25 protein-coding genes, 1 tRNA gene and 1 pseudogene are annotated in these 26,533 nt (G+C 62.6%); 10 read left to right on the plus strand and 17 right to left on the minus strand.

Going from position 1 to position 26,533, the window contains the following annotated elements:
- The first annotated feature begins 21 nt into the window (after positions 1-21).
- Positions 22-1,338: a chloride channel protein gene (locus tag AC1DLT_RS21380; RefSeq protein ID WP_477488095.1), complete on the plus strand. Its 1,317-nt coding sequence runs from the start codon at positions 22-24 to the stop codon at positions 1,336-1,338.
- Between the two features lie 10 nt (positions 1,339-1,348).
- Here the strand turns inward: AC1DLT_RS21380 and AC1DLT_RS21385 are convergent, their stop codons facing one another.
- From AC1DLT_RS21385 to AC1DLT_RS21415, 7 genes are all read right to left on the minus strand, one after another.
- Positions 1,349-2,386, minus strand: coding sequence for a sulfate/molybdate ABC transporter ATP-binding protein (locus AC1DLT_RS21385; RefSeq protein WP_247034211.1), 1,038 nt, complete (start codon positions 2,384-2,386; stop codon positions 1,349-1,351).
- Between the two features lie 15 nt (positions 2,387-2,401).
- The gene (gene cysW / locus AC1DLT_RS21390) at positions 2,402-3,280 is read right to left on the minus strand and encodes a sulfate ABC transporter permease subunit CysW (protein WP_247034210.1); all 879 of its coding nucleotides are present in this window, start codon (positions 3,278-3,280) and stop codon (positions 2,402-2,404) included.
- The gene (cysT, locus tag AC1DLT_RS21395; protein WP_477488096.1) at positions 3,273-4,130 is read right to left on the minus strand and encodes a sulfate ABC transporter permease subunit CysT; all 858 of its coding nucleotides are present in this window, start codon (positions 4,128-4,130) and stop codon (positions 3,273-3,275) included. The genes cysW and cysT overlap by 8 nt, the downstream gene beginning before the upstream one ends.
- Before the next feature lie 13 nt (positions 4,131-4,143).
- Positions 4,144-5,190: a sulfate ABC transporter substrate-binding protein gene (locus tag AC1DLT_RS21400; RefSeq protein WP_038540787.1), complete on the minus strand. Its 1,047-nt coding sequence runs from the start codon at positions 5,188-5,190 to the stop codon at positions 4,144-4,146.
- A gap of 238 nt (positions 5,191-5,428) precedes the next feature.
- Entirely contained in the window at positions 5,429-5,728 is a 300-nt protein-coding gene (locus tag AC1DLT_RS21405) for a type II toxin-antitoxin system RelE/ParE family toxin (protein ID WP_038540785.1), read from the minus strand.
- A complete protein-coding gene (locus tag AC1DLT_RS21410; protein WP_038540781.1) occupies positions 5,718-5,963 on the minus strand; it encodes a type II toxin-antitoxin system ParD family antitoxin in 246 nt (81 codons plus the stop codon). The genes AC1DLT_RS21405 and AC1DLT_RS21410 overlap by 11 nt, the downstream gene beginning before the upstream one ends.
- A 60-nt stretch (positions 5,964-6,023) precedes the next feature.
- A complete protein-coding gene (locus tag AC1DLT_RS21415) occupies positions 6,024-6,479 on the minus strand; it encodes an RrF2 family transcriptional regulator (protein ID WP_046664487.1) in 456 nt (151 codons plus the stop codon).
- A 359-nt stretch (positions 6,480-6,838) separates the two neighbouring features.
- Here AC1DLT_RS21415 and AC1DLT_RS21420 point away from each other — a divergent pair, with 359 nt between their 5' ends.
- Genes AC1DLT_RS21420 through cysN form a run of 3 tightly spaced genes read left to right on the plus strand, consistent with a single transcriptional unit; the run spans position 6,839 to position 10,106 of the window.
- On the plus strand, positions 6,839-7,609 hold the full coding sequence (locus tag AC1DLT_RS21420; protein WP_477488097.1) for a phosphoadenylyl-sulfate reductase: 771 nt from the start codon (positions 6,839-6,841) through the stop codon (positions 7,607-7,609).
- 42 nt (positions 7,610-7,651) lie between these two features.
- Positions 7,652-8,605, plus strand: coding sequence for a sulfate adenylyltransferase subunit CysD (gene cysD / locus AC1DLT_RS21425; RefSeq protein ID WP_038540771.1), 954 nt, complete (start codon positions 7,652-7,654; stop codon positions 8,603-8,605).
- A 1-nt stretch (position 8,606) separates the two neighbouring features.
- Complete coding sequence (gene cysN / locus AC1DLT_RS21430; RefSeq protein WP_477488098.1) at positions 8,607-10,106, plus strand: sulfate adenylyltransferase subunit CysN; 1,500 nt, start codon at positions 8,607-8,609, stop codon at positions 10,104-10,106.
- A gap of 64 nt (positions 10,107-10,170) precedes the next feature.
- Here cysN and AC1DLT_RS21435 read toward each other — a convergent pair whose 3' ends face one another.
- From AC1DLT_RS21435 to AC1DLT_RS21445, 3 genes are all read right to left on the minus strand, one after another.
- Entirely contained in the window at positions 10,171-11,196 is a 1,026-nt protein-coding gene (locus AC1DLT_RS21435) for a LacI family DNA-binding transcriptional regulator (RefSeq protein ID WP_477488099.1), read from the minus strand.
- 185 nt (positions 11,197-11,381) lie between these two features.
- Entirely contained in the window at positions 11,382-12,362 is a 981-nt protein-coding gene (locus AC1DLT_RS21440; protein WP_477488100.1) for a hypothetical protein, read from the minus strand.
- A gap of 357 nt (positions 12,363-12,719) precedes the next feature.
- A tRNA-Pro gene (locus AC1DLT_RS21445) sits at positions 12,720-12,796 on the minus strand.
- A gap of 283 nt (positions 12,797-13,079) precedes the next feature.
- On the opposite strand from AC1DLT_RS21445, the gene AC1DLT_RS21450 reads away from it, so the two are divergent.
- Together AC1DLT_RS21450 and AC1DLT_RS21455 are read left to right on the plus strand one after the other, a co-directional pair.
- A complete protein-coding gene (locus AC1DLT_RS21450) occupies positions 13,080-13,436 on the plus strand; it encodes a hypothetical protein (RefSeq protein WP_247034203.1) in 357 nt (118 codons plus the stop codon).
- Positions 13,437-13,655: 219 nt separating this feature from the next.
- Positions 13,656-14,567 (plus strand): MBL fold metallo-hydrolase, encoded by a 912-nt coding sequence (locus AC1DLT_RS21455; protein WP_247034201.1) that lies wholly within the window; start codon positions 13,656-13,658, stop codon positions 14,565-14,567.
- A gap of 102 nt (positions 14,568-14,669) precedes the next feature.
- On the opposite strand, the gene AC1DLT_RS21460 is transcribed toward AC1DLT_RS21455, so the two are convergent.
- Positions 14,670-15,563, minus strand: a complete 894-nt coding sequence (locus tag AC1DLT_RS21460; RefSeq protein ID WP_477488168.1) for a DUF1499 domain-containing protein — start codon at positions 15,561-15,563, stop codon at positions 14,670-14,672.
- A 109-nt stretch (positions 15,564-15,672) separates the two neighbouring features.
- Between AC1DLT_RS21460 and AC1DLT_RS21465 the strand changes: the two genes are divergently transcribed.
- Positions 15,673-15,939, plus strand: coding sequence for a hypothetical protein (locus tag AC1DLT_RS21465; RefSeq protein WP_477488101.1), 267 nt, complete (start codon positions 15,673-15,675; stop codon positions 15,937-15,939).
- Positions 15,940-16,090: 151 nt separating this feature from the next.
- Positions 16,091-17,008 (plus strand): annotated as a pseudogene (locus AC1DLT_RS21470) (PQQ-dependent sugar dehydrogenase); the annotation flags it as partial.
- Between the two features lie 3 nt (positions 17,009-17,011).
- Here AC1DLT_RS21470 and AC1DLT_RS21475 read toward each other — a convergent pair.
- Together AC1DLT_RS21475 and AC1DLT_RS21480 are read right to left on the minus strand one after the other, a co-directional pair.
- Positions 17,012-17,371: a VOC family protein gene (locus AC1DLT_RS21475; RefSeq protein WP_247138652.1), complete on the minus strand. Its 360-nt coding sequence runs from the start codon at positions 17,369-17,371 to the stop codon at positions 17,012-17,014.
- An 89-nt stretch (positions 17,372-17,460) separates the two neighbouring features.
- On the minus strand, positions 17,461-17,892 hold the full coding sequence (locus tag AC1DLT_RS21480; RefSeq protein ID WP_258719001.1) for a GNAT family N-acetyltransferase: 432 nt from the start codon (positions 17,890-17,892) through the stop codon (positions 17,461-17,463).
- Between the two features lie 116 nt (positions 17,893-18,008).
- On the opposite strand from AC1DLT_RS21480, the gene AC1DLT_RS21485 reads away from it, so the two are divergent.
- Complete coding sequence (locus tag AC1DLT_RS21485; RefSeq protein WP_038584365.1) at positions 18,009-18,197, plus strand: hypothetical protein; 189 nt, start codon at positions 18,009-18,011, stop codon at positions 18,195-18,197.
- Positions 18,190-18,477 carry a type II toxin-antitoxin system RelE/ParE family toxin gene (locus AC1DLT_RS21490; protein ID WP_247138653.1) on the plus strand — a complete coding sequence of 96 codons (288 nt, stop codon included), beginning with the start codon at positions 18,190-18,192 and terminating at the stop codon, positions 18,475-18,477. The genes AC1DLT_RS21485 and AC1DLT_RS21490 overlap by 8 nt, the downstream gene beginning before the upstream one ends.
- 10 nt (positions 18,478-18,487) lie before the next feature.
- On the opposite strand, the gene ppdK is transcribed toward AC1DLT_RS21490, so the two are convergent.
- The 4 genes from ppdK to AC1DLT_RS21510 form a co-directional block, all read right to left on the minus strand.
- Complete coding sequence (ppdK, locus tag AC1DLT_RS21495; protein ID WP_477488102.1) at positions 18,488-21,160, minus strand: pyruvate, phosphate dikinase; 2,673 nt, start codon at positions 21,158-21,160, stop codon at positions 18,488-18,490.
- 443 nt (positions 21,161-21,603) lie between these two features.
- Positions 21,604-25,065 (minus strand): chromosome segregation SMC family protein, encoded by a 3,462-nt coding sequence (locus AC1DLT_RS21500; RefSeq protein ID WP_477488103.1) that lies wholly within the window; start codon positions 25,063-25,065, stop codon positions 21,604-21,606.
- Positions 25,066-25,101: 36 nt separating this feature from the next.
- On the minus strand, positions 25,102-25,806 hold the full coding sequence (locus AC1DLT_RS21505) for a DsbA family protein (protein ID WP_477488104.1): 705 nt from the start codon (positions 25,804-25,806) through the stop codon (positions 25,102-25,104).
- Between the two features lie 144 nt (positions 25,807-25,950).
- Positions 25,951-26,454, minus strand: a complete 504-nt coding sequence (locus AC1DLT_RS21510) for a DUF721 domain-containing protein (RefSeq protein WP_477488105.1) — start codon at positions 26,452-26,454, stop codon at positions 25,951-25,953.
- Between the last annotated feature and the right edge of the window lie 79 nt (positions 26,455-26,533).

Genomic DNA, 26,533 nt, shown 5'->3' on the forward strand with positions numbered 1-26,533 from the left:
ACCCCCAATCGAAGGTCCAGGATGTTCCGCCGCTCCCGCGTCATGCGTGGCTCCTGGCGCGTCTGGAAGCCCCGGATCGTCTTCTGGATCGGCGCGATCGCGATCGGTGTCGTCAGCGTCGGCTTCGCCCGGGCCGCGGACGAAGCCCATCGGCTTTTCGATGTCCTGACCGGAACCGGGACCTACGGTTTGCTGCTGCCAATTGTTCTGACACCCGTGGGCTTTACGCTCTGCGCCTGGCTGGCGATCCGCGTGTTTCCGAACTCTCAGGGAAGCGGCATCCCGCAGGCAATCGCCGCGCGGCATCTCCATGACGATGCGGACAGGCTCGGACTGCTATCGCTGAAGCTTGGCGTCGGCAAGATCGTGCTGACCGTCGTTGGGCTGCTGTCCGGTGCTTCGATAGGGCGCGAAGGGCCGACGGTTCAGGTGGGTGCCTCGATCATGCTCGCCGCCGCCCGTTTCGGCGGAATGGCGCAGGCCCGGGGCCTTATTCTCGCCGGTTCGGCCGCCGGTATCGCCGCGGCCTTCAACACGCCGCTCGCTGGCATCGTCTTTGCGATCGAGGAGATGAGCCGCACCTATGAATCGCGCTCGAACGGCCTGGTCCTGACCGCGGTTATCGTATCGGGCCTCGCGGCGCTCGGGCTGGTCGGCAGTTATACCTATTTCGGCGAGACCTCGGTCATGGCGGCGTCACGCCTCGACTGGGCGATGGTGATCGTCTGCGGCGTCTGCGGTGGAGCGCTCGGGGCCGGCTTCAGCGCCGCTGCGATCCGTGCGTCGCGCCGCATCCGCCGCTGGGCGCACCCCGATCCGTTAAAGCGGCTTGTCGGCCTCGCCGCCGCGTGCGGGCTGGCCGTCGCCGCGATCGGTCTCGTCTCCGGCGGGCAGACTTTCGGAACCGGCTACGATCAGGCAAAATCGATGCTGGAGGGCCAGACGATCTCGCCGGTGTTTTTCATCGAGAAGCTCGCGGCGACCTTCCTATCGATGATTTCAGGCATTCCGGGCGGTATTTTCGCGCCATCGTTATCGGTCGGAGTCGGGTTGGGCGCAACACTCGGAACGCTCCTCGGGGCCAGTGTCGCCCTTTCGGCCCTGCTCGGCATGGCGGGTTACTTCGCCGGCGTTGTGCAGGCGCCGATGACGGCCTTCGTGATCATCATCGAGATGACCGGCAACCATCAGGCCGTCATCCCGATCATGGCGGCGTCGATGCTCGGCTACATCACCTCGCGCATGCTTTCGCCGGAACCACTTTATCACGGCCTGTCGCGCGCCTTCATCGCCGCCAGCATCCGCGCGAGACGCGCGGAGGAGCGCACGGCAAGCTAGACCTTAGACCTTATTTGCGGAAAACCTTCCAGCGGGTCGGGCGAAAACGCGTTTCGCTGCCGAGCTCGATCGGCGCATGCAGCGGCACTTCGACCTCGACGTGATAAGGCGCGTGGCCGTCATTGGCGATGTCGATTTCGGCGATGCGGGTGCCGGCAAGGCGGCGACAGGCGGTGACCTTGCCGAACAGCGCGTCCGGCGCGTCGACGAGCGTCACGTCCTCCGGCCGGAAGAACAGTTCCCCTGCCCCGCTGCCGGTTTCCGCAATGCCGATCGGCTGGCCCTGGAAAAGCATGGTGCCATCCCTGACCTCGACCGGGAGCTGCGAGGACTCGCCGATGAAGGAGAAGACGAAGGGCGAGCCGGGCCGATCATAAACGTCGTCGGCCGAGCCGACCTGCTCGATCTTGCCCTGGCTCATGACCACGACGCGGTCGGCGAGTTCCAGCGCCTCTTCCTGGTCATGGGTGACGAAGACGGTGGTGTGGCCGGTGCGGTCGTGGAATTCTCGCAGCCAGCGGCGGAGTTCCTTCCTGACTTTGGCGTCGAGTGCGCCAAACGGTTCGTCGAGCAGCAGGATGCGCGGCTCGATCGCCATGGCGCGGGCAAGCGCGACGCGCTGGCGCTGGCCGCCGGACAGCTGGTTCGGATACCGCTTCTCGAGCCCGCCGAGCTGGACCATGTCCAGGAGTTCGGAGACCCGGCGGCGGATTTCCGTCTTCGGCGGGCGGCTGGCAGCCGGGCGGACCTTGAGGCCGAAGCCGATATTCTCGGCGACCGTCATATGCCGGAACAACGCATAATGCTGAAAGACGAACCCGACATTGCGCTCCTGCACCGAATGGTGCGAGGCGTCCTGATCGCCGAAGAAGATCTTTCCCGATGTCGGGAAATCGAGGCCGGCGATCAGCCGCAGCAGCGTCGTCTTGCCGGAACCCGACGGACCGAGCAGCGCGATCAGCTCGCCGGAGGCGATCTTCAAGGACACGTCGTTCAGCGCCGGGAAACGTTCGAATTCCTTGCGGATATTGTTGATGGTGACTTCCATCTAGCCTCAGACCTTTCAATGCCTGCCGCCGGCAGCGCCGGCACCGAACCGAAGTTCGAGAAGGGTTTTCAATGCAAGGGTGACGAGCGCCAGCAATGCCAGCAGCGACGCCACCGCGAAGGCCGCGACGAAGTTATACTCATTATAGAGTATCTCCACATGCAGCGGCATGGTGTTGGTGAGACCGCGGATATGGCCCGAAACCACCGAGACGGCGCCGAACTCACCCATGGCGCGGGCGTTGCAGAGGAGCACGCCGTAAAGCAGGCCCCACTTGATGTTCGGAAGCGTCACGTACCAGAAGGTCTGCCAGCCGGACGCGCCGAGCGACAGAGCCGCCTCCTCGTCGCCGGTGCCCTGGTCTTCCATCAGCGGGATCAGTTCGCGCGCGACGAACGGAAAGGTGACGAAGACGGTGGCGAGCACGATGCCCGGCACGGCAAACAGGATGGTAATGCCGTGGCTCTTGAGGATCGGGCCGAGCAGACTGTTGGAGCCGAAGAGCAGCACGTAGACCAGGCCGGAGATGACCGGCGAGATCGAGAACGGCAGATCGATCAGGGTGATCAGGAAGGATTTGCCCTTGAACTCGAACTTGGCGATCGCCCAGGCGGCGCAGAGCCCGAAGACGAGGTTGAGCGGAACGGAAATCACAGCCACCAGAAGCGTCAGGCGGATCGCTGCGGCGGCATCGGGCTCGATCAGGGCCTCGTAATATTCCACCCAACCCTTGCGGAAGGCTTCGACGAAGACGGATACCAGCGGCAGGAGCAGAAAGAAGGCGAGGAAAACCAGCGCCAGCCCGATCAGCAGGAACTTTGCGAGCGGCCGCTCGTCGGCGGGGCTCCGGAATCGCGGCGGGTTGCCGAGCACTGCGCGGGAGACTTCAGACATTGCCGTATCTCCTGCGGTTCCAGGCCTGGATGAGGTTGATGACGAAGAGCATCACGAAGGAGATGATCAGCATGATGGTGGCGATCGCCGTCGCACCCGCATAGTTGAACTCCTCCAGCCTGATGACGATCAGCAGCGGCGCGATCTCCGAGACGTAAGGGATGTTGCCGGCAATGAAGATGACCGAACCATATTCGCCGACGCCTCTGGCGAAGGCGAGCGCAAAACCGGTCAGGATCGCCGGCGTCAGCCCCGGCAGGATCACCTTCGAAATCGTCTGGAAGCGATTGGCGCCGAGGGTGGCTGCGGCTTCCTCCACCTCGCGGTCCAGCTCTTCCATGACCGGCTGCACGGTGCGTACCACGAAGGGAAGCCCGATGAAGACCAGTGCCACGATGATGCCGAGCGGCGTGAAAGCGATGCGGAACGGCATGAACAGCGATCCCACCCAGCCGTTCGGTGCATAGAGCGCCGCAAGCGCAATACCGGCGACCGCCGTCGGCAGTGCGAACGGCAGGTCGACGATCGCATCGATCAGCCGGCGACCGGGGAAATTGTAACGGGTCAGCACCCAGGCGACGACGGTGCCGAAAACGACGTTGAGCAGCGCGGCCACGAAGGCCGTGCCGAAGGATATATAAAGTGCGTCCAGCGTGCGCCGGTCGGTCAGAACAGCGAAAAACCCGCTCCAGCCAAGCCCGGCGGTACGCCAGAGCAGGCCAGCAACGGGGATGAGAATGATCAGCGACAGGTAGGCGAGCGAAAAGCCGAGCGTCAACCCGAAACCCGGGATGATGCTCGGCCGTTTCAGTCGCCACTTTGCCGGTGAGGCAGTGGCGTTATGGATCATTTAATATTCCGACTTACTTACCGGGCTTGTAGATCTGGTCGAAAATGCCGCCGTCACCGAAATGTTCGGGCTGCGCCTTCTTCCAACCGCCGAAGATCGGATCGTCAATGGTGACGAGCTTGATGTTCGGCAGCGCCTTCAACAATTCCGGCTTTACCACATCGGGCTTCGAAGGACGATAGAAGTGCTTCGCCGCGATGTTCTGGCCCTCGTCGGAGTAGAGATACTGCAGATAGGCCTCCGCCTGCTTGCGGGTACCCTTGGAATCGACGGTGGCGTCGACGACGGCAACCGGCGGCTCTGCAAGGATCGAGATCGGCGGAACGACGATTTCAAAGGCATCCTTGCCGAATTCCTCGCCGGCGAGATAGGCCTCGTTTTCCCAGGCAAGCAGAACGTCGCCGATCTGGCGCTGCGCGAAGGTGACCGTCGAGCCGCGGGCGCCGGTGTCGAGAACCGGGGCGCGCTTGTAAAGCTCGCCGACATAGGCCTTGATCTTGGCCTGATCGCCTTTGTACTCCTCGTTGGCCCAGGCCCAGGCGGCAAGGTAGTTCCAGCGGGCACCGCCCGAGGTCTTGGGGTTCGGCGTGACGATCGCAACGTCGCCCTTCACCAGGTCGCCCCAGTTCTTGATCCCTTTCGGATTGCCCTTGCGGACGAGGAAGACGATCGTCGACGTGTAGGGCGATGCATGGTTTGGCAGACGGTCGCGCCAGCCGGCCTTGATCTTGCCGGACTTCTCGATCGCGTTGATGTCGCTTTCGAGCGCCAGCGTCACGACGTCGGCCTCAAGGCCGTCGATGACGGAACGGGCCTGCGCGCCGGAACCGCCATGCGACTGGCGAATCGTCACATCCTCGCCGCCTTGCGCCTTCCAGTATTTGGCGAAGGCGACGTTGAAATCCTTGTAGAGCTCGCGGGTCGGATCGTACGAGACGTTGAGAAGCTGGCTATCGGCAAAGGCCGGCGCCACGATGCCGGCCGTCAAGGACAGACCGAGAGCGACGGCGCCCAAACGCGCACCTAGCCGCCAGCCCAATCCCGGGGCAAATTTGAACATGAGGTCCCTCCTGTGGTTCTGCCAAAACTCTATCGGTTAGGTCGTCTTAGTCAATCGAGGCCGGGAAGAAGGCAAAACTGTTTCCCTTTGGGGGCCCGCGACGACAAAGAAACCATTAACCCTCACTACATGGACAGAATGCCAACGTCGGCAAACGGGGGGTTTGCAAAATCACAATCCGGCCATAATCGGGATTTTGGGACGTGGGAGGAGAATTTTACGGGCGATTTGCGAGATACTAGAGGTGTCGGCTGACGTCCATCTTCTGATGGAGGATGCGGATAATATCGATCGCGCTTTCGGAAAACCGATAGAAAACACAATGCGCACCGACGGAATATTTGAAATATCCTTGCCGAATATCAACCGGCCGACCGAGTTTCCGCCCTGCCGCCAATCCTTCCAGAGTTGAGATCAGTTCATCGTGGTAGCGCTCGGCCTGTTCCCAAGACCACGTTTCGACCGTGTAACCCCAAATATCCTCAAGATCCTCTTCCGCGAGCGGTGAAAGCTTATAGTCCCGGCCCTTAGCGGCCATGACGCGCTCGCATCCGTTTCAGAAATGCCTGATTATCAAAGGGTTGTGGCGGGCCAGACTCTTCACCGGCAATCAGAGCGTCCTGTAAAGCTTTGACCCGGGCCTCATGTTCTTCAAGCAGGCGCAGGCCTGCCCTGACGACATCGCTTGCCGAACCATAACGGCCGCTTTCGACCTGCGTGTCGATGAAGCTGGCGAAATGATCGCCAAGTGAGATGGATGTATTTCGAGCCATGCTGCCTCCTGCCTCGCCATTATACCAAATTTTGGTACATCGCCAAGCCGGAAGCAATTCTCAAGCCGTCAGCAATTCCCTGACCGGCGGCTTGGCGTCGCCGGCGCCTTCGACGGCATCGGCGATCGTGGTGTTGAACAGCACGTCGCGGGTCGCATCGGCGACGCGGGCGAAGACGTGGCGGATTTCGCAGAGGTGTTCGCCGTCGCAATCCTCGCATTTGCGGTAGGCGGTCTGCGACAGGCAGGGCAGCGGCGCGATCGGGCCGTCGACCAGGCGCAGAACTTCGCCGAAGGTGATGGCGTCCGCGGGTTTCAGGAGAAGATATCCGCCCTGCTTGCCGCGGCGGGAAACGACGATGCCGGAGCGTTTCAGGTCGAGCAGGATCTGTTCCAGGAATTTCTTCGGAATGCTCTGCTGGAGGGCAATCTCGGAAATCAGCATCGGCTCCTCGGGATCGGCCTGGGCCAGGGCGGCCAGGGCCCGAAGGGCATATTTCGCTTTCTGGGATATCATCACGCAACCATCGACAATAGCGCCGCCGCAAGGAAATAGTCCTTACGGCGCCGCTCAGTTCAGCTTCGTTCGGGGCATCCACGGGGGCGCCGGAAGGGCGCTCAGGGGCTGCATATCCGCCAGGGGAAACAAAGCCCCGGAGACATGTTCCCGCAATAGCTCAAATCACGAGAAAATACAAACCAATGCAGGGGTTTCCGGGATAAATTCGGTCACTTTTGGTTAAGGCGGCAGGTTTTCTGTGTGAGCGTCGCTTTGGAGAGATATTTGCTCCGCATCACCATGGGAAGAAACGGGTTTTCCTGTCTTTACGCGCGTGGAATCTGGATAATCCAGCAATTGCTCACGGAAGAAGACCCATGACACTGCACGACGCCGCCGGCCAGGATCGCTTAGGATTGGCCGCCACCCTCGACGCAAAGCTTGAAATCCTCGACCTTGCCGGCCGCCTGGCGCTCGCCGCCGAACTCGGCCGCGCCGTGTTCACCACCTCCCTCGGCATCGAAGATCAGGTGATCACAGCGGCGATCGGCACACACCGCCTGCCGGTCGAGGTCTCGACGCTCGAAACCGGGCGGCTGTTCAAGGAAACCGTCGACCTGATCGGCGAGACCGAAGAACGCTACGGCATCGAGATCCACCGTTTTCGGCCGGAACAGGACGACGTCGACGAATACGCGGCGAAATATGGTCTCAACGGCTTCTACGACAGCGTCGAAGCCCGCCACGCCTGCTGTCATGTGCGCAAGCTGAAGCCTCTGGCCAAGGCCTTAGCCGGCGCCGACGTCTGGATCACCGGCCTTCGCCGCGGCCAGTCGGGCAATCGCGCCACGACGCCGTTTGCGGAATACGATGCCGAGCGCAACCTGATCAAGGTCAACCCGCTGGCCGACTGGGACATCGAGACGATCAACGCGCATGTGGCGTCGGAGGCGATCCCGGTCAATCCACTCCACAAGCGCGGTTATCCTTCGATCGGCTGCGAACCCTGTACCCGCGCCATCAAGCCCGGCGAGCCCGAGCGCGCCGGCCGCTGGTGGTGGGAAAACGACGAGAAGCGCGAGTGCGGCCTGCATGTGCCGGAAAACGCCGCTCAACCGATCGCAGAGCCTGGCCCCCAAGCGAACTGAAGCTCTTTCTTGTTTGTTTCTAGAGACTACCCGGAGACCGAAATGCCCTTGTCAGTACAGGAAACGGAAGTGAAGAACCCGCCCGTTTCCAGACCGCCGCTCGATCCGCATCTGAAGGCCCTCGAAAACGAAGCGATCCACATCTTTCGCGAAGTGGCGGCGGAATTCGAAAAACCCGTCATGCTCTATTCGATCGGCAAGGACTCCTCCGTCCTGCTCCATCTCGCCCGCAAGGCCTTTTATCCCGGCCGCGTCCCCTTCCCGCTCTTGCACGTGGACACGACGTGGAAGTTCAAGGAGATGATCGAGTTCCGCGACCAGATCGCCGAGAAATACGATCTCGACCTTGTGGTCCACACCAATCCGCGCGGCGCCGAGGAAGGCATCACGCCGTTCAGCCACGGTTCGGCGCTCTACACCGACATCATGAAGACCGAGGCGCTCCGCCAGGCGCTGGATGCCGGCGGCTATGACGCGGCCTTCGGTGGCGCCCGACGCGACGAGGAGGCCTCCCGCGCCAAGGAACGCATCTATTCGTTCCGCACCCCGGACCACAAATGGGACCCGCGCAACCAGCGCCCGGAACTGTGGAACGTCTATAACGGCATGGTCCGGAAAGGGGAAAGCGTGCGCGCCTTCCCGCTTTCCAACTGGACCGAGGTCGACATCTGGCGTTACATCCAGGCGGAAGACATCCCGCTCGTGCCGCTCTATTACGCCGCCGAACGCCCCTATGTGGAGCGCGACGGGATGATGATCCTTGCCGAGGATCCGCGGCTTGAACTGCTGCCCGGCGAAACCGTGCAGCAGGGCATGATCCGCTTCCGCACGCTCGGCTGCTTCCCGCTGACCGGCGCCATCCGCTCGACCGCCTCCAACCTCGAAGAGGTGATCGCCGAACTCGAAATCGCCACCGTTTCCGAACGCCAGGGCCGCGCGATCGACCGCGACCAATCCGGCTCGATGGAAAAGAAGAAGCGCGAAGGATATTTCTGAGATGACCGCTCCCGCCCAAAACGCCTCGGCGACCATCCTGCCCTTCGCAGAACCCCTGAAGGCGGTGCGCGACACGCGTCCGCTGCGTCTCATCACCTGCGGCTCCGTCGACGACGGCAAGTCGACGCTGATCGGCCGGCTGCTCTGGGACACCAAGGCGGTCAAGGAAGACCAGGCCGCGACGCTTGCCCGCGACTCGGGCGGCCAGAACGACCTCGGCCTGCCGGACTTCGCCCTGCTGCTCGACGGCCTGCAGGCCGAACGCGAACAGGGTATCACGATCGACGTCGCCTATCGGTATTTCTCGACCGACCGGCGCTCGTTCATCGTCGCCGACACGCCCGGCCATGAGCAATATACCCGCAACATGGCGACCGGCGCCTCGACCGCCGATCTCGCCATCCTGCTTGCCGACGCCCGCGCCGGCCTTCTCGAACAGACCCGCCGGCACGCGACGATCGCCGCCCTGATGGGCATTCGCCAGTTCGTGCTCGCGGTCAACAAGATCGACCTCGTCCACTACGACAAGGCTGTCTTCGACAGGATCTCGCACGATTTCCGGGAATTCGCCCTGTCGCTCGGCGTGCGCCAGATCACAGCCATCCCGATGTCGGCGCTGAAGGGCGAAAACGTCGTTTATCCGGCCGATGCCTCGATGCCCTGGTATGACGGCCCGACCCTGGTCGAGACGCTGGAACTGGCGACCGTGCGCTCCACCCAGGCCGGCGGTTTCCGCCTGCCGGTGCAGCGTGTCGTCCGTCCCGGAGAAAGTTTCCGCGGATATCAGGGAACTGTCGCGGGCGGCTCGGTGAAGCCGGGCGACTCCGTCGTCATCCTGCCTTCCGGCACGGTCGCCAATGTCAGCCGCATCGTCACCTTCGACCTGGTGCGCAACGCGGCGGTCGCGGGCGACGCCATCACGCTGGTCCTCGACCGGCAGGTGGACGTGGCGCGCGGCGACGTGATCGTTTCGCTCGACGGCCAGCCGATGACCGGCCACCATTTCGACGCCCAGCTCGTCTCACTGCAGCCAGGCGGCATCGAGCCCGGCAAACGCTACTGGCTGAAGAGCGGTTCGCGCCGCCAGCGCGTCGCGGTCGAGCCGATCAGCCAGCTCGAACTTGCGACCGGCAAGTGGCAGCCGCATGCCTCGACGCTCGCCATGAATGCGATCGGCAAGGTGCGCCTCTCCTTCGAGGAGCTGGCGGTCTTCGACGCCTACGAGCAGAACCGCTCGACCGGCGCCTTCATCCTGATCGATCCGGATACGCTGAACACGGTCGCAGGCGGCATGATCACCGCCAAGCGCGCCGAAATCGGCGGCATCCACCGCACTGATGCCCCAGGCGGCCAGCGCGTCGTGCTGTCGCTGCCGGCCGATCTCGCCGAACAGTTGATGGCCAGCGAACTCTTCGCCAGCCGCCGCGACGAGACCGAGGTCAAACGGATGACCGCCAAGCAGGCGGCAGAGCTGTTCTCCAACGCCGGCGGCGATATCTGATCGTTCGGCAGGAAATAGAAAAGGGGCCGGAAGGAAGGTCCCTTTTTTCGTCGCCAGGGTCCCGTCAGGCGATCGCCCGCGTCGAACCGCGCTGGATGAGATCGAACGGCAGCTGGATTACCCGGCTCGGCAGGCATTCGTCGTTGATGGCGCGGATGATGAGATCGGTGGCGCGATAGCCCATCTGGAAACGCGGCACGCGGATGGTCGTCAGCCTCGGTTCGGCGCAGAGCGCAAAATCCAGGTCGTTATAACCGCAGATCCCGAAATCATCCGGCACGCGCAGCCCCGCCCGTTGCGCCTCGAACAGCGCGCCAAGCGCAAGATCGTCGTTCTGGCAGAATACCGCGTCGACATCGGGCGCCGTTTCCAGCAGCCGCTTGAAGAGGTCGCAGCCGAGCTGCATGCTCGTTTGCTTGTGCTCGGTCATGACGAGGCCCGGATCGTAGAGCCCCGCCTCCTGCATCGCCAGCGCATAGCCATCATGCCGCCGCTGGGCGCGAAGATCGCGGCTGCCGCCGATCAGACCGATGCGGCGATATCCGCAGGCAAGCAGATGGCGCGTCGCCGTCTCCGCCGCCTCGCGATGATTGATGCCGACCGCGATACCCGAGGGCAGCAGGTTGAGATCGACGATCTGAACCACCGGGCATGGCGCGCGCTCAAGCAGATCGCTGACCCGCTGGTCCTGCAATCCCGTCAGCAGGATGCCGGCCGGATGCTGCGACAGGAAAAGCTTGACCTGACGGTATTCCTGGTCCGCATCGTGGTTGGTATTGGCATACTGGATGCGGAAATCCGTATCGCGCACCCGTTCCTCGATGCCGCTCATGATGCCGAGATAGGCATGATTGGTCAGCGCCGGCGCCAGAACCCCGATAATGCCGTTGTGGCGGCTTGCGAGCGCCCGGGCGGCAAGATCGGGCACGTAACCCATCTGCTCCACCTGGCGGAGGATCTTCTGCCGAAGCGGCTCGGACACTTTTTCCGGTTCTCGCAGGGCGCGGGACACGGTGATCGAGCTGATTCCGAGAACATTGGCGACATCGAGCAGGGTCACCCGTTCCGATCTGGCGCGTCTAGGCGGCATGCGCTTTGCGGCCCTCTCCCCTGCCAGGCGCAGGCGACCGCAACGGCCGGAAAAGCCCAGGCGATCCCTACGAGCAAGAGGTTATTTCAACCATATGCCACGTTTCAGCCGACATGATGCCGCAACGGCATGCCTACACCTAGTGTTATTTTTCACCCGGCCTAAATGCAGCGGGGAATAAGGACTTATGGCGAATCGCCGCGCATCAGCTTCAGCCATTCATTGCTGTACAGGTGACCAAGTTCACCAAGCGTCGTTTGCTTTCCTGTTTCGACATCGACTATCGGCAAATGCCTGATCAGGTCGGCCTTCGCCGGTCCATGGATGAAGGTAAGGGTTCCTTGTTCATCGCGAGTATCGCTGGCCCGCATAGGGAAGGATTTTACCGGAGGCTGTTTGTCTCCGAGCCTCGGGATCAAGTCATTGCGCACAAAGAAGGCGTTTATTCCCGAAGCGTTGGTTCCCAGAAACGTATAACCCTTGCTGTTCGCCAACGAGATGAACGCCTTGAGCGAGGCGCCAAAATATTGACCGGAGTAGTGGCCTGCGTGACGTGTGAAATTTTCCTTATAAGGGACTGAGACCGCGTGGACATCCCCGAAGTGAGCGCAGTATTCGCAAACGACTATGCCCGGGTTTACGCTTTTTATTGCTTCCCAGACCCAATAGTCGTTGCCGTCGATATCCACGCTCAAAAGGCCGATTTCGCCGGAAAAGCCGTGTTCCTCAAATATGCGATCGATGTTGTCGCGGGTAATGAAGCTTGCATGGGCCGTCAGGTCATGACGCCAGTGAAGCTCGCTTCTTCTTACCTTTGCGATTGCGTCCGGCGAGCCATCGATAACAAGCCCGCGCCAGTTTCTGTTCATCAGCAGAAACCGCGTGTTCGATTCGGTGTAATCCTCGACGCCGAATTCGATAAAGATCTGCGGCAAGGGTGAAAGCTGCTCCACGAGCCACTCGATAATGCCGTCCTCCCCCCATTGGGAAAACACTTTGAACTCGAAATCGAAAAGCCCCTTGGGATCTTTGACGAAAGTTGACTTTAGATGAGCGAATTGCTTCCCCTGAAGCATCAGCGACGCTTCATCCCGTATGGGATGACTGGGGAAAGGAAACATATGCTTCCCTGCTTTACGGAATGCCTTTTTAATCAAGCCTTTCATATACTCCACCAAAAATACAGAATCTTTACTTGTCTCGCGCTGTTGCGATTTTTATTTTCGCAAGAGGTTCGACGCGGGTATGCCGAAGCCTGCTACCAATGGGATACCGTTTTGACTTAGTCAACCCGTCACGCGTGCATGAAATTTACGGTCAATCCGGTTGCCTATATTCACAATCACGGCGCAATGCGGTGGATAGGAGAACGTCGCCGAACACGAATGCCGAGTGCATTGATTTCGATCGGAGCTACATCTATCGACGCGCCGCGAGACCGCGGAGGCGCGTTCCAAAACGGTCTGCCTATCTATAAATGCTGTTGTTTTCGGGAGAAAAACCCTTGCGAGCGAAGAGCCGGCTGGTCGGAGTGGAGTGATTCGAACACTCGACCCCCACGTCCCGAACGTGGTGCGCTACCAGACTGCGCTACACTCCGTGACCAGCGGCGCCTCTATAGACCAGCATTTTTCATTGCACAAGCGCCGCTCATGAAAAATATGCGACAGCTTCGCGATCGTGCACGCCCTCGCTCCGGAAAGGCGGAAAACCAAGGCGTTGCAAAAAAGCGGCGCAGGAGAAATTTGATGTCGAGGGGCGTTCATCGCCTCGCGAAGCCTGACAAAAATCTGTTACGTGCAGTCTCGAAAGACTTGCCTCAAAAAGCCTCAAAAGCCTTGCCTCCCGGGCACAACAGAAGACATGAAGGATTTTTCACGATCATGAGCCGCCGCGTCCTCGCATCGACCGCCCTTTTCGCGCTCGCCCTTTCGGCCTGCACCACCGTCAGCGTTGCCAGCAATCCGATCGAGAGCCGCTGGGTGGGCCACTCGGCCGGCGAGTTCTTCGCGAAGTTCAGCCCGCCGATCAGCGACACCAGCGACGGTTCCACGACCGTCTATACCTGGCGTGGCGGCTATAATCGCATCAAGCAGCAGGGCGGCCGCAGCGCCAGCGTCAGCTGCACGGCGAAGATCACCGTCTCCTCCAGCTACGTGATCCGCGACATCACCATCATTTCCGATCGTCCGGGCGCCAACGGCCCGAGCTACTGCACGGAACTGCTGGCCGCCAGCTGAGGCGAGCGAGCCCGCGATAGCGGATCCACGTCATGAAAGCCATCGGCCGTCGCCCAACGGGGTGACGGCCGGTGGCTATTTTTGAATGCGCCGCAGCAAAAGCGGTGCTAGACCTCTCCAGCGCCTTGAACGGCGCAATCGATGCGATCCGAGACCTGGCGCAAACCGGCAATGCCGTAATGGCCATCATCGATATCGCATCAGGCGCGGAGGCCCGGCATGGCGGAAGACGTTACCTTCGATATGGAATTCACTCCTTCCTACGGTGTGCCGGTCAGCGTGGCCGAAGGCGTGCAGCGGCTGACCGTCAACAATCCCTCGCCCTTCACCTTTCACGGCACCAATAGCTATATCGTCGGCGGCTCGTCGGTGGCGGTCATCGATCCGGGCCCGGAAAACGAGGCGCATTTCGAAGCGTTGATGGCAGCGCTGAAGGGTCGCGAGGTCACCCATATCTTCATCAGCCACACGCATCGCGACCATTCTCCGCTTGCCCGTCGACTGAGCCAGGAGACCGGGGCGCCGACCGTTGCCGAAGGCCCTCACCGGGCCTCGCGGCCGCTGCATGCGGGCGAAGTCAACCCGTTCGCCGAAAGCGCCGACACCGGCTTCGTGCCCGATATCATAGTCGCGGATGGCCAGGTGATCGAAGGCGACGGCTGGGCGCTGTCGGCCGTGCATACGCCGGGCCACACAGCCAACCATTCCGCCTTCGCATTGGAAGGAACCGGCGTCTTGTTTTCCGCCGATCACGTGATGGCCTGGGCGACGACGATCGTTGCGCCGCCGGACGGTTCGATGGCCGATTTTATGGCCTCGATCGAAAAGCTGCTGCCGCGCGAGGACCGCATCTTCTTTCCGGGCCATGGCGGGCCGGTGAAGGAACCGGGCTCGTTCCTGCGGGGGCTTCGCACCCATCGGCGCATGCGCGAACGCGCCGTGCTGGAACGCATCAAGGCCGGTGACCGGCTGATCCCCGACATGGTCAAGGTGATCTATGCCAGCACCGATCCGCGCCTGCATGGAGCGGCGGCTCTTTCGGTGCTTGCGCATCTGGAAGACCTGGTCGAGAAAGGCCGCGTGCTGACCGAAGGACCGCCGTCGCTTGCGGGTACTTACTGGCCGGCTTGAAGCGTGCCGCAATCCTTCGGATTTAGCATGACCCGCTTCAAATCCTTAGTTTCTCCGCATGTCGTTATCGCAAAACCGCTGCACACTTTTGCCCGACATGCTTTAGTTCCCGGCGATCCCCAGAAGTTCGGTATCGAGCCGGTCAAGAAAATCCTCGGCGATCGCCTGGCTCATTCCCAGATCGTGCGGGCCATAGCGCGAGGCGACTCGGATATCGACCGAGGTCGTCTCGGCCTCTTCCCGCAGCCGGACGACGAGGTCGAAACGCAGGCCAAGGATCAGGGTGCGGGCCTCGCCCTGCAGCAGGACATCGCCGGAATTGACGAAAACCGGTGCGAGCGAGGGTTCCGGGCGCGGCAGCGGGATCGGCGCCACGTCCGGCACCGGCGCCTGTTCGTCCTGCGGCGCGGGGCGCTGGGAGATATCCGGCGCGATCAGCTCGACGCCTTCCTTCTTCGTGATCGCGATGCGGGCGGAAAGCACCGCCTTCTGCACACCCTGGTAGACGCGGTCGAGCGCGCCCTCGTAACGCCTGCCGGTGAGGCCGGGATAGGCGGCGAACTGGACCCGCCGATCGGCAGGCGTGATCACCGTCGCGCGCGGCAGCCATTTCTGGCTGGCCTTCGGCTCAGCGACCCATGGCGGCGGGTCGGCAATATCGGTGGAAATGTCGTAGAGCGGCGGCAGGATGAAATAATAGAAGGCGCCGGTCGCCACTACGGCGAGCGGAACCGCCGCATAGATCAGCCCTTTCGTCGCCGCAACGCCGCCGCTCGCGCCGACCTGCCAGAGCCGCATCAGGCCGATCAGCGACAGAGGCACGGAAACGGCGGCGATTGCGGCGGAAAGAAAGAGCAGCGCCAGGAAATCCGGGGTCGCCAGGGGACCGAAACGATGTGCCAGCGCGGCGATCACGAACAGCGCCAGAGCCGAGAAGGCCAGCCTGCGGGCCGTATAGGCCGAATGGGAAACGGGCCGGACAAAACGGACGGGCATGGGATCGGCAAAGGCTCCATGGCAAAAGCGCTCGCTCATGTGTAAAACAGCTTCGCCCGGAATGGAATCCCAAGGTTGCAGCCCGGCCGAATGAAAAGGAGTTCATCCCATGCGCCCTCACAGCCTTCTCCTCATCGCCCCGCTTTGCGTCCTGCTGGCCGGCTGCCAGACGATGACGCCGGAGGAACGCCGTGCGGCGGATGAGACCACCTGCGCCAGCTACGGCTTCAGGCGCGGCACGGATGCGATGGCGCGCTGCATGCTCGACATCGAACTCGACCGCCGCGCCGAAGGGCGCTCGATGCAGTCCCGCGCCGATGCGATGATGTGGCGGCCGATGGTGGTCGAACGCCGGGTAATCGTGGAGCGGCGCTAGGCGGAAAAGCGTAGAAGTTTTGCGGGCGATCGCCGAAACGCAGGCGCGATCGCCCGCCGGGAACTTCTTCCCCTGTCGAATTGTTTGGATCTCCCAATAAGTCGACGGCTTGAAGGACGTTTCCCATGGCCCATTCGCCCACCCATTCCACGACGGCAAGCCGGAAACGAAGAGCGTGTTTCTCGATCACCTCAACTCGCCGTTCGGCGTGGCACTGGTCGGCAGCGACCTCTATGTCGCCAATACCGATGCGATCATGCGCTATCACTACAATACCGGCGACACCAGGATCACCGACCCCGGCACGCGGCTGACCGAGCTTCCGGGCGGCCCGATCGACCACCACTGGACCAAGAGCCTGGTGGCAAGCCCAGATGGCTCGCTGCTTTATGTCGGCGTCGGCTCGAACAGCAACATTGCCGAGAACGGCATGCAGGCGGAGAAGGACCGGGCGGCGATCTGGGAGGTGGACCGGGCGAGCGGCCGTTCGCGGATCTTCGCGACCGGCCTTCGCAATCCGAACGGGCTGACGTTCGAGCCGGCCACCCATGCGCTCTGGGCCGTCATCAACGAACGTGACGAGCTCGGGCCGGATCTGGTGCCGGACTACATGACCTCGGTGAAGGACGGTGCCTTTTACGGCTGGCCCTACAGCTATTACGGCCAGCATGTCGACCCGCGGGTGCAGCCGCAGCGGCCGGACCTGGTCGCCAAGGCGATCCCGCCGGATTATGCGCTGAGCTCGCACGTGGCGCCGCTGGGCATGACTTTCTACACCGCCGATGCTCTGCCGGCCAAATACAAGGGCGGTGCGTTCGTCGGCGAACACGGCAGCTGGGACCGCGACAAGTTCAACGGCTACAAGGTCGTGTTCGCGCCCTTCAAGGACGGCAAACCGAACGGCAAGGCGGAAGACGTGGTCACCGGCTTCCTCAACAAGGACGAGGCGGCCCGCGGCCGGCCGGTCGGCGTCGCGGTCGACAAGGCTGGCGCGCTGCTGGTTGCCGACGACGCCGGCAATACGGTCTGGCGTGTCACCGGTGCGCAGCAGACGGCAGCGGTGAAATGACGATCACCGGCGGTATTGCAGCTCGATCTTCAGGCCTTCCGGACCATAGACGAAGATCTGGCCGATATCGGTATCGGGTATGGCGTCGTGTTCGAAGCGGTAACCGGTCGCCGTGATCCGCTCGACGGCGGCGTCATGATCGTAAAAGCCGAAAGCCACGTGGTTGAACATGCCGGGCGGAAAATCGCCGTCACGGGTGACGATGCTCAGATGAATGAAGGGATGGCCGTCGAGATAGAGCCAGCGGCCGGGGTCGGAAAAGGGCGGCCGGTAGCCTTCCTCGGCCCCGAGCACCTTGCCCAGGAACGCGATCATCGCGTCGGCATCGCGCGTATGAATGTTGACGTGGTCCAAGCGCGGCATGTTTCCTCCCTGTCGCTCCCGGCGGATAAGCTAACACGGGAAGGTCGTCGTCCTAAACCCCCATGGGCAGAAACGGAAAACGGCGGACTTCAGAAATTCTTCATGTCGTAATGGGGAATGCCGACATCGAAGAATTCTTCGCCATAGGCCTTGAAGCCGAAACGTTCGTACATGGAGATCTTGTCCCTCTGGGCCGCCAGATGAAAGCGGTTGCCGCGGGCTTGTCCGTGCGCTTCCATGGCGGCGCGGATCATGGCGCTGGCGACACCCTTGCCGCGCCACGGGCTGGTGACCGCGACCCGGCCGATCTTGGCATAATCTTCCGCATAGATGACCCGCAACGTGCCGCAGACCTCACCCGAAACGACGGCGACGAAGTGGAAGGCGGTCAGGTCGTCGGCATCGAATTCCATGTCCGCGGGCACGTTCTGTTCGACGATGAAGACTTCGCGGCGAAGGCGGAAACCTTCGTTACAGAGCGTGCTGAAGACGGGCACGGCGAGAACGGTGACTTGGTTCATGATGGTCTCCTCGGCTGCATTTCCGAACGCCTATTTGTTTTTTCGGCGACGGCCGGCATGACATAAACATCCCCAATCGGCTTTTAAAAGCCGGTTCGATCTGCCATGATCCTTCCATGAGCGAACCGCAGAAGCCAATCTCGATTGAAGATGCTATTTCGCCGGCGCCGACGGAGGCAGCCGACGACCTGCACGCGTGGCAGGTCAAAAAACTGGCAGAGCGAAAAAAGTCGGCTGATGACGGACGATTTGCTTCCGCCGAGACGGTGCGCGCGGTGATCCGCAAATTCATCCCCAATGGATGAACTCGTCTGGCTGGACGAGGCGCTGCAAGATCTCGATGAGATCGGCTCTTATATCGCACTCGACAATCCACAGGCTGCCGAAAACGTGGTTCGCCGCATCGTGGAAGCTGTTTCCATGCTGGCGTGGCACCCGAAAGTCGGCCGACTCACATCGGATGGAGATACACGGCGCCTCACCATCGCCGGCACCCCTTATATCGCGTTTTATCGTCTTCGCGAACGGGCGGAGATACTGGCCATATTTCATACGTCCCGAAAATGGCCGGACCATCTGAAATAGGTACGGGCACTCATCCCCTCCTCCTTTCGATCGCCGCCTGGGCTGCCGCAAGGCGGGCGATCGGTACGCGGAAGGGCGAGCAGGAGACGTAGTCGAGGTCGGCATTCTCGCAGAAGCGGATCGAGGTCGGATCGCCGCCGTGTTCGCCGCAGATGCCGAGCTTCAGGTCGTTGCGGGTGCGGCGGCCGCGTTCGGCGGCCATCTGGATGAGTTCGCCGACGCCGTCGAAATCAAGCGAGATGAACGGGTCGTGCTCGATGATACCCTTCCTCTGATAGGTGGGGATGAAGGCCGCCGCATCGTCGCGCGACATGCCGAAGGTCGTCTGGGTCAGGTCGTTGGTGCCGAAGGAGAAGAACTCGGCCGTCTCGGCGATGACATGAGCGCGGATGGCGGCGCGCGGCAGCTCGATCATCGTGCCGGCGAGATAGGCGATCGGAACGCCAGTTTCCTTGGCGACATCCTCGGCGACGCGGTCGATGACACCCTTCACGTAATCCAGTTCCTTGCGCAGGCTGACGAGCGGCACCATGATTTCCAGCTCGACCGGTTCGCCGGTCAGCTTTCCGGCCTCGACCGCCGCCTCGAAAATGGCGCGCGCCTGCATTTCGGCAATTTCAGGATAGGAGATCGCCAGCCGGCAGCCGCGATGGCCGAGCATCGGGTTGAATTCGTGGATGGCGTCGATGCGGCGGGCGAGGAAAGCGGGCGGCATCGCCATCGCCTTGGCGACCTCGGCGATCTCTGCTTCCGTCTTCGGCAGGAATTCGTGCAGCGGCGGATCGAGCAGGCGGATCGTCACCGGCAGGCCGTGCATGATCGAAAACAGCTCGATGAAATCCGAACGCTGCATCGGCAGGAGTTTTCCGAGCGCCGCGCGACGGCCCTTCTCGTCTTCGGCAAGGATCATCTCGCGCATCACATGGATACGGTCGCCTTCGAAGAACATGTGCTCGGTGCGGCAGAGGCCTATGCCTTCGGCCCCGAAGGAACGGGCGGCGCGGGCGTCCTGCGGCGTATCGGCGTTGGTGCGCACCGTCATGCGGCGGGTCTTGTCGGCCCAGGCCATAAGCTTGCCGAAATCGCCCGACAGCGCCGGCTGGATCATCGACACGGCGCCCTTCAGCACCTGGCCGGACGAACCGTCTATCGTCACCGTGTCGCCGCGCTTCAGCGTCATCCCGCCGCTTCCGATCAGGAGTTCGTTGCGCATGTCGACGCGCATCGAGCCGGCACCGACGACGCAGGGAATACCCATGCCGCGGGCAACGACGGCCGCATGGCTGGTCATGCCGCCGCGGGTGGTGAGGATGCCTTCGGCGGCGTGCATGCCGTGGATGTCTTCCGGGCTCGTTTCGATGCGCACCAGGATGACCTTACGGCCTTCGTGCTCCGCCTCGACCGCCTCCTCGGCGGTGAAGACGATTTCGCCGGTGGCAGCTCCCGGGGAAGCGGGCAGGCCGGAACCGACCACGTGGCGCTCGACGCGCGGATCGATGGTCGGATGGAGAAGCTGGTCGAGCGAGGGCGGCTCGATGCGGCAGACGGCCTCCTCCTCGGTGATGACGCCCTCCTCTACCATGTCGACGGCGATCTTCATCGCTGCACGGGTGGTGCGCTTGCCGGAGCGTGTCTGCAACATCCACAGCTTGCCGCGCTCGATGGTGAATTCGAGGTCCTGCATGTCGCGGTAATGGATTTCCAGCCGGTCGCAAATCGCCTTGAATGCGGCAAATGCCTCCGGCATCAGCTTTTCCATCGACGGCTTTTCGGAGCCAGAAGCAATACGCCCCTCTTCGGTGATCGATTGCGGCGTGCGGATGCCGGCGACGACATCCTCGCCTTGGGCATTGACGAGGAACTCGCCGTAGAGCTCCCGTTCGCCGGTCGAGGGGTTGCGGGTGAAGGCGACGCCGGTCGCAGACGACGAGCCGAGATTGCCGAACACCATGGTCTGGACGTTGACCGCCGTGCCCCATTCCTCCGGAATGCGGTGGAGCATGCGATAGGTCACGGCGCGCGGGTTCATCCAGCTCGAAAAGACGGCGCGGATGGCGCCCCAGAGCTGCACATGCGGATCCTGCGGGAAGCTGGTGTCCAGCTCGTCCTCGATCATCCTCTTGTAGAGGCTGACGATATGCTGCCACTCGACCGCCGAAAGATCGGTGTCGTAGTCGTGGCCGAGGCGGGCTTTTTCGTCTTCCAGGATCTCCTCGAAGATCTCGTGGTCGAGGCCCATGACCACATCCGCATACATCTGGATGAAGCGGCGGTAACTGTCCCAGGCAAAGCGCGCGTCGCCGGCATCGTGCCCGAGCGCCTGCACGGTCTCGTCGTTGAGGCCGAGGTTGAGGACGGTGTCCATCATGCCCGGCATCGAGGCGCGCGCACCGGAGCGCACCGACAGCAGCAGAGGCTTGACCTTGCCGCCGAAGACGCGGCCGGTCTGGCCTTCGATGGTGGTTATCCCTTCGAGAACCTGCGTTTTCAGGTCACCGGGAATGGTTCTGTCGTTGTTGAAATAGAAAACGCAGGCATCGGCGACGATGGTCAATCCCGGGGGAACGGGCAGGCCGAGGCTTGCCATCTCGGCGAGATTGGCACCCTTGCCGCCCAGCCGCTCGACATCCGCGGCGCGGCCCTCCGCCTCGCCGCCGCCGAAGCGATAGACCCATTTCGACATTGCTGCTCTCCACCCGTCGCAGTCTTTTACGCATAACTACAAGTTTTATGACGGTTTGGAAACGGATATGGGCAGGATTATGTTGCGCCGCAACAAAACGGTTGGATGCGGTTCCGAAATGGGCTTGGGGGCGCTTGAAAACAAAGCTTTGCGGGGCCGGATCACAGGCGGCCCCGCAAAGCTTTCCGCCCGGGACAGGAAACCCGGACGGGGGGTGGGGAACTTTCAAGTCGGACTGCGAAGCGTGTGAACGCTCAGGCGCGTTCCAATTCCGCAGTCAACAAAATAACAATAACCAGAAAACCACATCCCCCATATGGGTGATTCTACGTAGATGCAGGTAAATTTATACCGAAGACATAAAGTTGAAAAATTGATCCTCGTCAATGAATGGCAAAAATCATGTAAGGCGGAGCAGGCAATTTCCGTCAACCGGTCCCCGCTCAGCTCGCCTCGCGCAGCAGTTCCGCGGTCTGCAGATCAACGGAAACCAGCTGGGAAACGCCCTGTTCAGCCATCGTCACGCCGAAAAGACGATTCATGCGGGCCATGGTGATGGGATTGTGGGTAATGATGATGAAGCGGGTTTCGGTGGAGGCCGCCATCTCGTCCATCAGATTGCAATAGCGTTCCACATTGTGGTCGTCCAGCGGCGCATCCACCTCGTCCAGCACGCAGATGGGCGCCGGATTGGTGAGGAAGACGGCGAAGATCAGCGCCATCGCCGTCAGCGCCTGCTCGCCGCCAGACAATAACGTCATGGTCTGCGGCTTCTTGCCGGGCGGGCGGGCGAGAATTTCCAGCCCCGCCTCGAGCGGATCGTCCGATTCGATCAGTTGCAGCTCCGCCGTGCCGCCGCCGAAGAGATGGGTGAAGAGCCGCTGGAACTGCTCGTTGACCACGTCGAAGGCGGCGAGCAGCCGTTCGCGGCCCTCGCGGTTGAGGCTCTGGATCGCGCCGCGCAGCTTGCGGATGGCGTCGATCACGTCGGCGCGCTCGCGCATCAGGTTGTCGAGCTTGTCGGAAAGCTCCTTCTGCTCTTCGTCGGCGCGCAGGTTGACGGCGCCAAGCCGTTCGCGCTCCATGCGCAGGCGATCGACCTCGCGCTCGATCTCGCGGATATCGGGGAGCGCCCCGTCGGGCTTCAGGCCTGCCAGCCGCAGGACCTCGTGCGGCGGGACATTGAGCGTTTCGCGGATGCGGACCTCGCTCTCGTGGCGCTTCTCGGCCGCCGAGACCAGGCGCTCCTCGGCACGACCGCGCTTCTCCCGCGACTCGGCGAGTTCGGACAGGGCAACGACCGCGATCCGGTCTGCCTCGCGCTGATGGGTTTCCGCTTCGGCCAGCCGGTCGGCGGCGGCGCGGCGGGCCTCTTCGGCTTTCTGCAACTCCGTCAGCAGCGCACGGCGCTTGTCGTCGAATTCCTCTGGCGCGGCTTCGAGATCGGCGATCTCTTCGCGGGCCCCTTCCTCACGTTCTCTGAGGCTCTCGATATGATCGGCGGCGCTCGCCGCTCGGGCGGTCCAGGAGGCACGCTCCTGGGCTATCGCGGCAAGGCGACGCTTGCGGGCCTCGGTCTCGCGGCTCAAGCCCTCGTAACGGGCGCGCGCTTCGGCGAGCAGGCCGCGATCGATCGCGACAACCGCCTGCTGATCACGCAGCCGGTTATCGAGATCGGAAATATCGGGCGCATCCTCGAGTTCGATGCGGGCGTTTTCTTCCTGGATGCCGAGATCCTCGATCTGGGCAGTTACCTGGCTCACCGCCTCGCCTGCCACGTCGCGGCGACGCATCAGGTCGCCGGCGGCGCGTTCGGCAGCGGCCAGCGCATCGCGGGCTTCGGACAGCTGGCGGGCGGCGATGCGGGCGCGGTCGCGGGCATCCGTAAGGCGCCGTTCCGCAGCGGAGATTTCCGAGGCGGCGACAGCGAGCGCCACTTCGGTTTCGGAGAGCACGATCCGCGCCTCGTCGATCTCGGCTTCCAGTTCCGAGAGACGGTTCTTCTGGGAGAGCCGCAAGGCGGCGGCACCCGGAGCTTCGGAACCGGTAACGTGGCCGTCCCAACGATAGACGGCGCCTTCGCGGGTCACCAGCCGCTGGCCGGGCCGCAGCAGGCGCATCATCCGCTGGGCGTCCGCGGCCGCGACGACGCCGATCTGGCCAAGGCTGCGGGACAGCTCCGGCGGCGCGGTAACATGGGCGATCAGCGGCTCAACACCCTGGGGCAGGCCGGGATCACCTGACCCGTCGCCATTCACCGACCAGTAGGTTGGAGCCGCGGCATCGACCGGGCTGTCGAGATCCTCCCCGAGTGCGGCACCGAGGGCTGCCTCGAAACCGCGATCGACGCGGATCATGTCGGCAACCGCGACGAAATCCCCCGAGGTCGCACCGGCTGCGAGCATTTTCGAAATGGTACGGGCCTCGGTCTCCAGCGCATTGAGCGCCGAGCGGGCCGCCTCCACGGGACCACGCGCCAAAAGTTCGGCGGAGCGCGCGGCGGAAAGTGCGGCTTCCACGTCCTCGGCAACGATCGTTGCATCCTCGACGGCTATTTCCGCCGCTTCGACCGCCTCGCGCCTTTCGGCCGGGTCGTCGAGGCCGGAGAGACGCCCGTTGATGGCGTCGAGTTCGCCCGTGGCATCGCCAAGCTGGCGGTCGAGGCGCTGGCGGCGCTCGGCGAGATCGCGGATCAGCCGTTCGAGCTGGTTACGGCCGGCGGCGGCCTCGGCGCGCTCGGCGGTGATTGCCGAAAACAGCGCTTCGCTCGTCGCCAGCGATGCGGCGGCGGCCTCGAAGGTCTCGCGCATCTCCTCGGCTTCGGCGCCGGTATCGGCGAGCATATCGTTGAGCTCGGCCTCTTCCTCGCCAAGCTTTTCGAGGAAGGACGTGTTGTCGGCAGCAAGCCGCTCCTCGCGGCTGATATCCTCGCTGAGTTGGACGAGCCGGCGGGTCAGTTCGTCGCGGCGCTTTAGCAGGCGGTTTGCCTCGTCCTCCAGCTGGCCGCGGGCGATCTGCAGGCGCTGCAGGGCCGCACCTGCCTTCGCCTCCTCCTCGCGCAGTTCCGGCAGCTTGAGGCTGGCGATCGCCTGGTTCTTGGCGGCCTCCATCTGACCTTGAGCCTTTTCGGCGACTACGCTGGTCACCTGGTTGAGAGCGCTTTCCGCCTCGCCTTCCGCCTCCTTGGCCTGAACCCAGCGGATATGCAGCAACATCGCCTCGCGGGCACGGATATCGGCCGACAGGGTCTTGAAACGGTTGGCCTGGCGGGCCTGGCGCTTGAGGCTCTCGATCTGACTTTCGAGCTGCGAGAGCACGTCGTCCAGTCGTTCGAGATTACCTTCGGCCGCCCGCAGCCGCAGTTCCGCCTCGTGGCGGCGCGAATGCAGGCCGGAAATGCCAGCGGCTTCTTCCAGGAGCTGGCGGCGTGCCTGGGGTTTTGCCTGGATCAGTTCTCCGATGCGGCCCTGCCCGACCATGGACGGCGAGCGAGCGCCGGTCGAGGCATCGGCAAACAGCAGCTGCACGTCCTTGGCGCGGGCTTCCTTGCCGTTGATGCGGTAGACGGATCCGGACTCGCGCTCGATGCGGCGGGTTACCTGGATCTCGTCGGAATCGTTGAAGGCAGCAGGCGCCGTGCGGTCGGAATTGTCGAGATAGAGGCCGACTTCGGCCGTATTGCGGGCCGGCCGGTTGCCGGAGCCCGAGAAAATCACGTCGTCCATGCCGGACGCGCGCATGTTCTTGTAGGAGTTTTCCCCCATCACCCAGCGCAGCGCCTCGACAAGGTTCGACTTGCCGCAGCCGTTCGGGCCGACCACACCGGTCAGCCCGCGCTCGATGATGAATTCCGTCGGTTCGACGAAAGACTTGAATCCCAGAACGCGCAGCTTGTTGAACTTCATGCCGCGCCCCTCACCTTCCCCTTAAGGAAGGTGTGCTCACGATAGGCTGTCGATGAGCTTGGACATGGATTCAACAGACATATCTCCCGAATACTTCTTGCCGTTGATCAGGAAGGTCGGCGTGGAATTGACGCCAAATTCGTCCGCAGCCCTCTTCACGACAGCATTCACTTCATCGAGAAGCTTCTGGTTCGTCAAGCAGGCCTCGAAAGTCTGCTGTGAGTAACCTGCTAGTTTGACCGTCTGGAGCAGCGCATTGCGCACATTTCCGTCCGCCGGCGACGCCCAGCCGCGCTGCTGCTTGAAGAGCATCGAGACCATCGGGAAATACTGGGCCGGCGTCGAAAGCTCGGCGGCATTCTGCGGGCTGCAGCGGGCCAGCATGAAAGCGGCGGTCGCAACCGGATCGAACGGGAATTCGCGGATGATGAAGCGCACCTTGCCGCTGTCGATATACTTGGTCTTGATCGTGTCGAAGGTCTTGTTGTGGAAGTTGGCGCAATGCGGGCAGGTCATCGACATGTATTCGATGATCGTGACCTTGGCCTTTTCGTCGCCCAGCGCCATTTCCGGCAGCGGGCCCGGCTTCAGTGCAGCGGCCATGTCCACGTCGCCCTGGGATTCCGGCATTTCCTGCGCAAAGGCTTCGGAAGCGCTAAGCGGCAGCGCCAGGCAAAGGGCGGTTACAGCCACTCCGCCGAGAAGCGTGCGCCTGGTCATGGTCATTTCGTTCATCTGCATGGAACACCCGTGTGCGAGAAATCTTCAATAAAGGTGACATTCCGTATCGCGGCGCCCCAGCGCGAACAAGCTGTCGATAAGCAAATCTCTTCAAAGAATTGTGACAAATCGGAGGTCTATCAAGAGGAGCGGCAGGTTTATCTCTCAGACTTTGCGTTTCTGCTGCAGAACGGCGGTGCCAAGCCTTGCTACCGCCTTCTTCAGCGCCTCGCTTTCGATGCCTTCCATCATGGTTTCCAGCCGCCTGGCGGCCTCGCCCTTCAACGGCGGCGGCTTGCGGGGATGCTTGAAGGTCTGGGATACCGGTTTCTGGACGATGCGGATCTGGCGCACGGCCGGAAAACCGAAAAAGCCGTTGATGCGAGCGATCAATTCACCCTGGGCATGGGTGAGGAAAAGCGCGCGCGCCCCTTCGCAGGCGATCGTCAGCACACCGGCCTGATGACCGCCGCCCGAACCGGTGCCCTCGTCGCGGCGCGGCCAGGCGATCTTTTCAGGCCGGGTGCAATCGGCAAAGTCCTCGCCGGCGATCTCGTCCCAGGAGCCGAGCAGCGCAGTCGATATGCCGGCGCGGCGGGCAAGCACCGGATCGATGATGCCGTTCGCCACTTCCGATATCTGCAGCTCGCGTTTCTTGGGATAACTCATGACGCCCGCCATTGCGGCGCCGGCAGGCCTTGATGCCGGCGCACTATTCCCACAACTATACGCCATCTCTTCCCATTAC

It is taken from the genome of Neorhizobium sp. 05N33 (genome assembly GCF_056397445.1).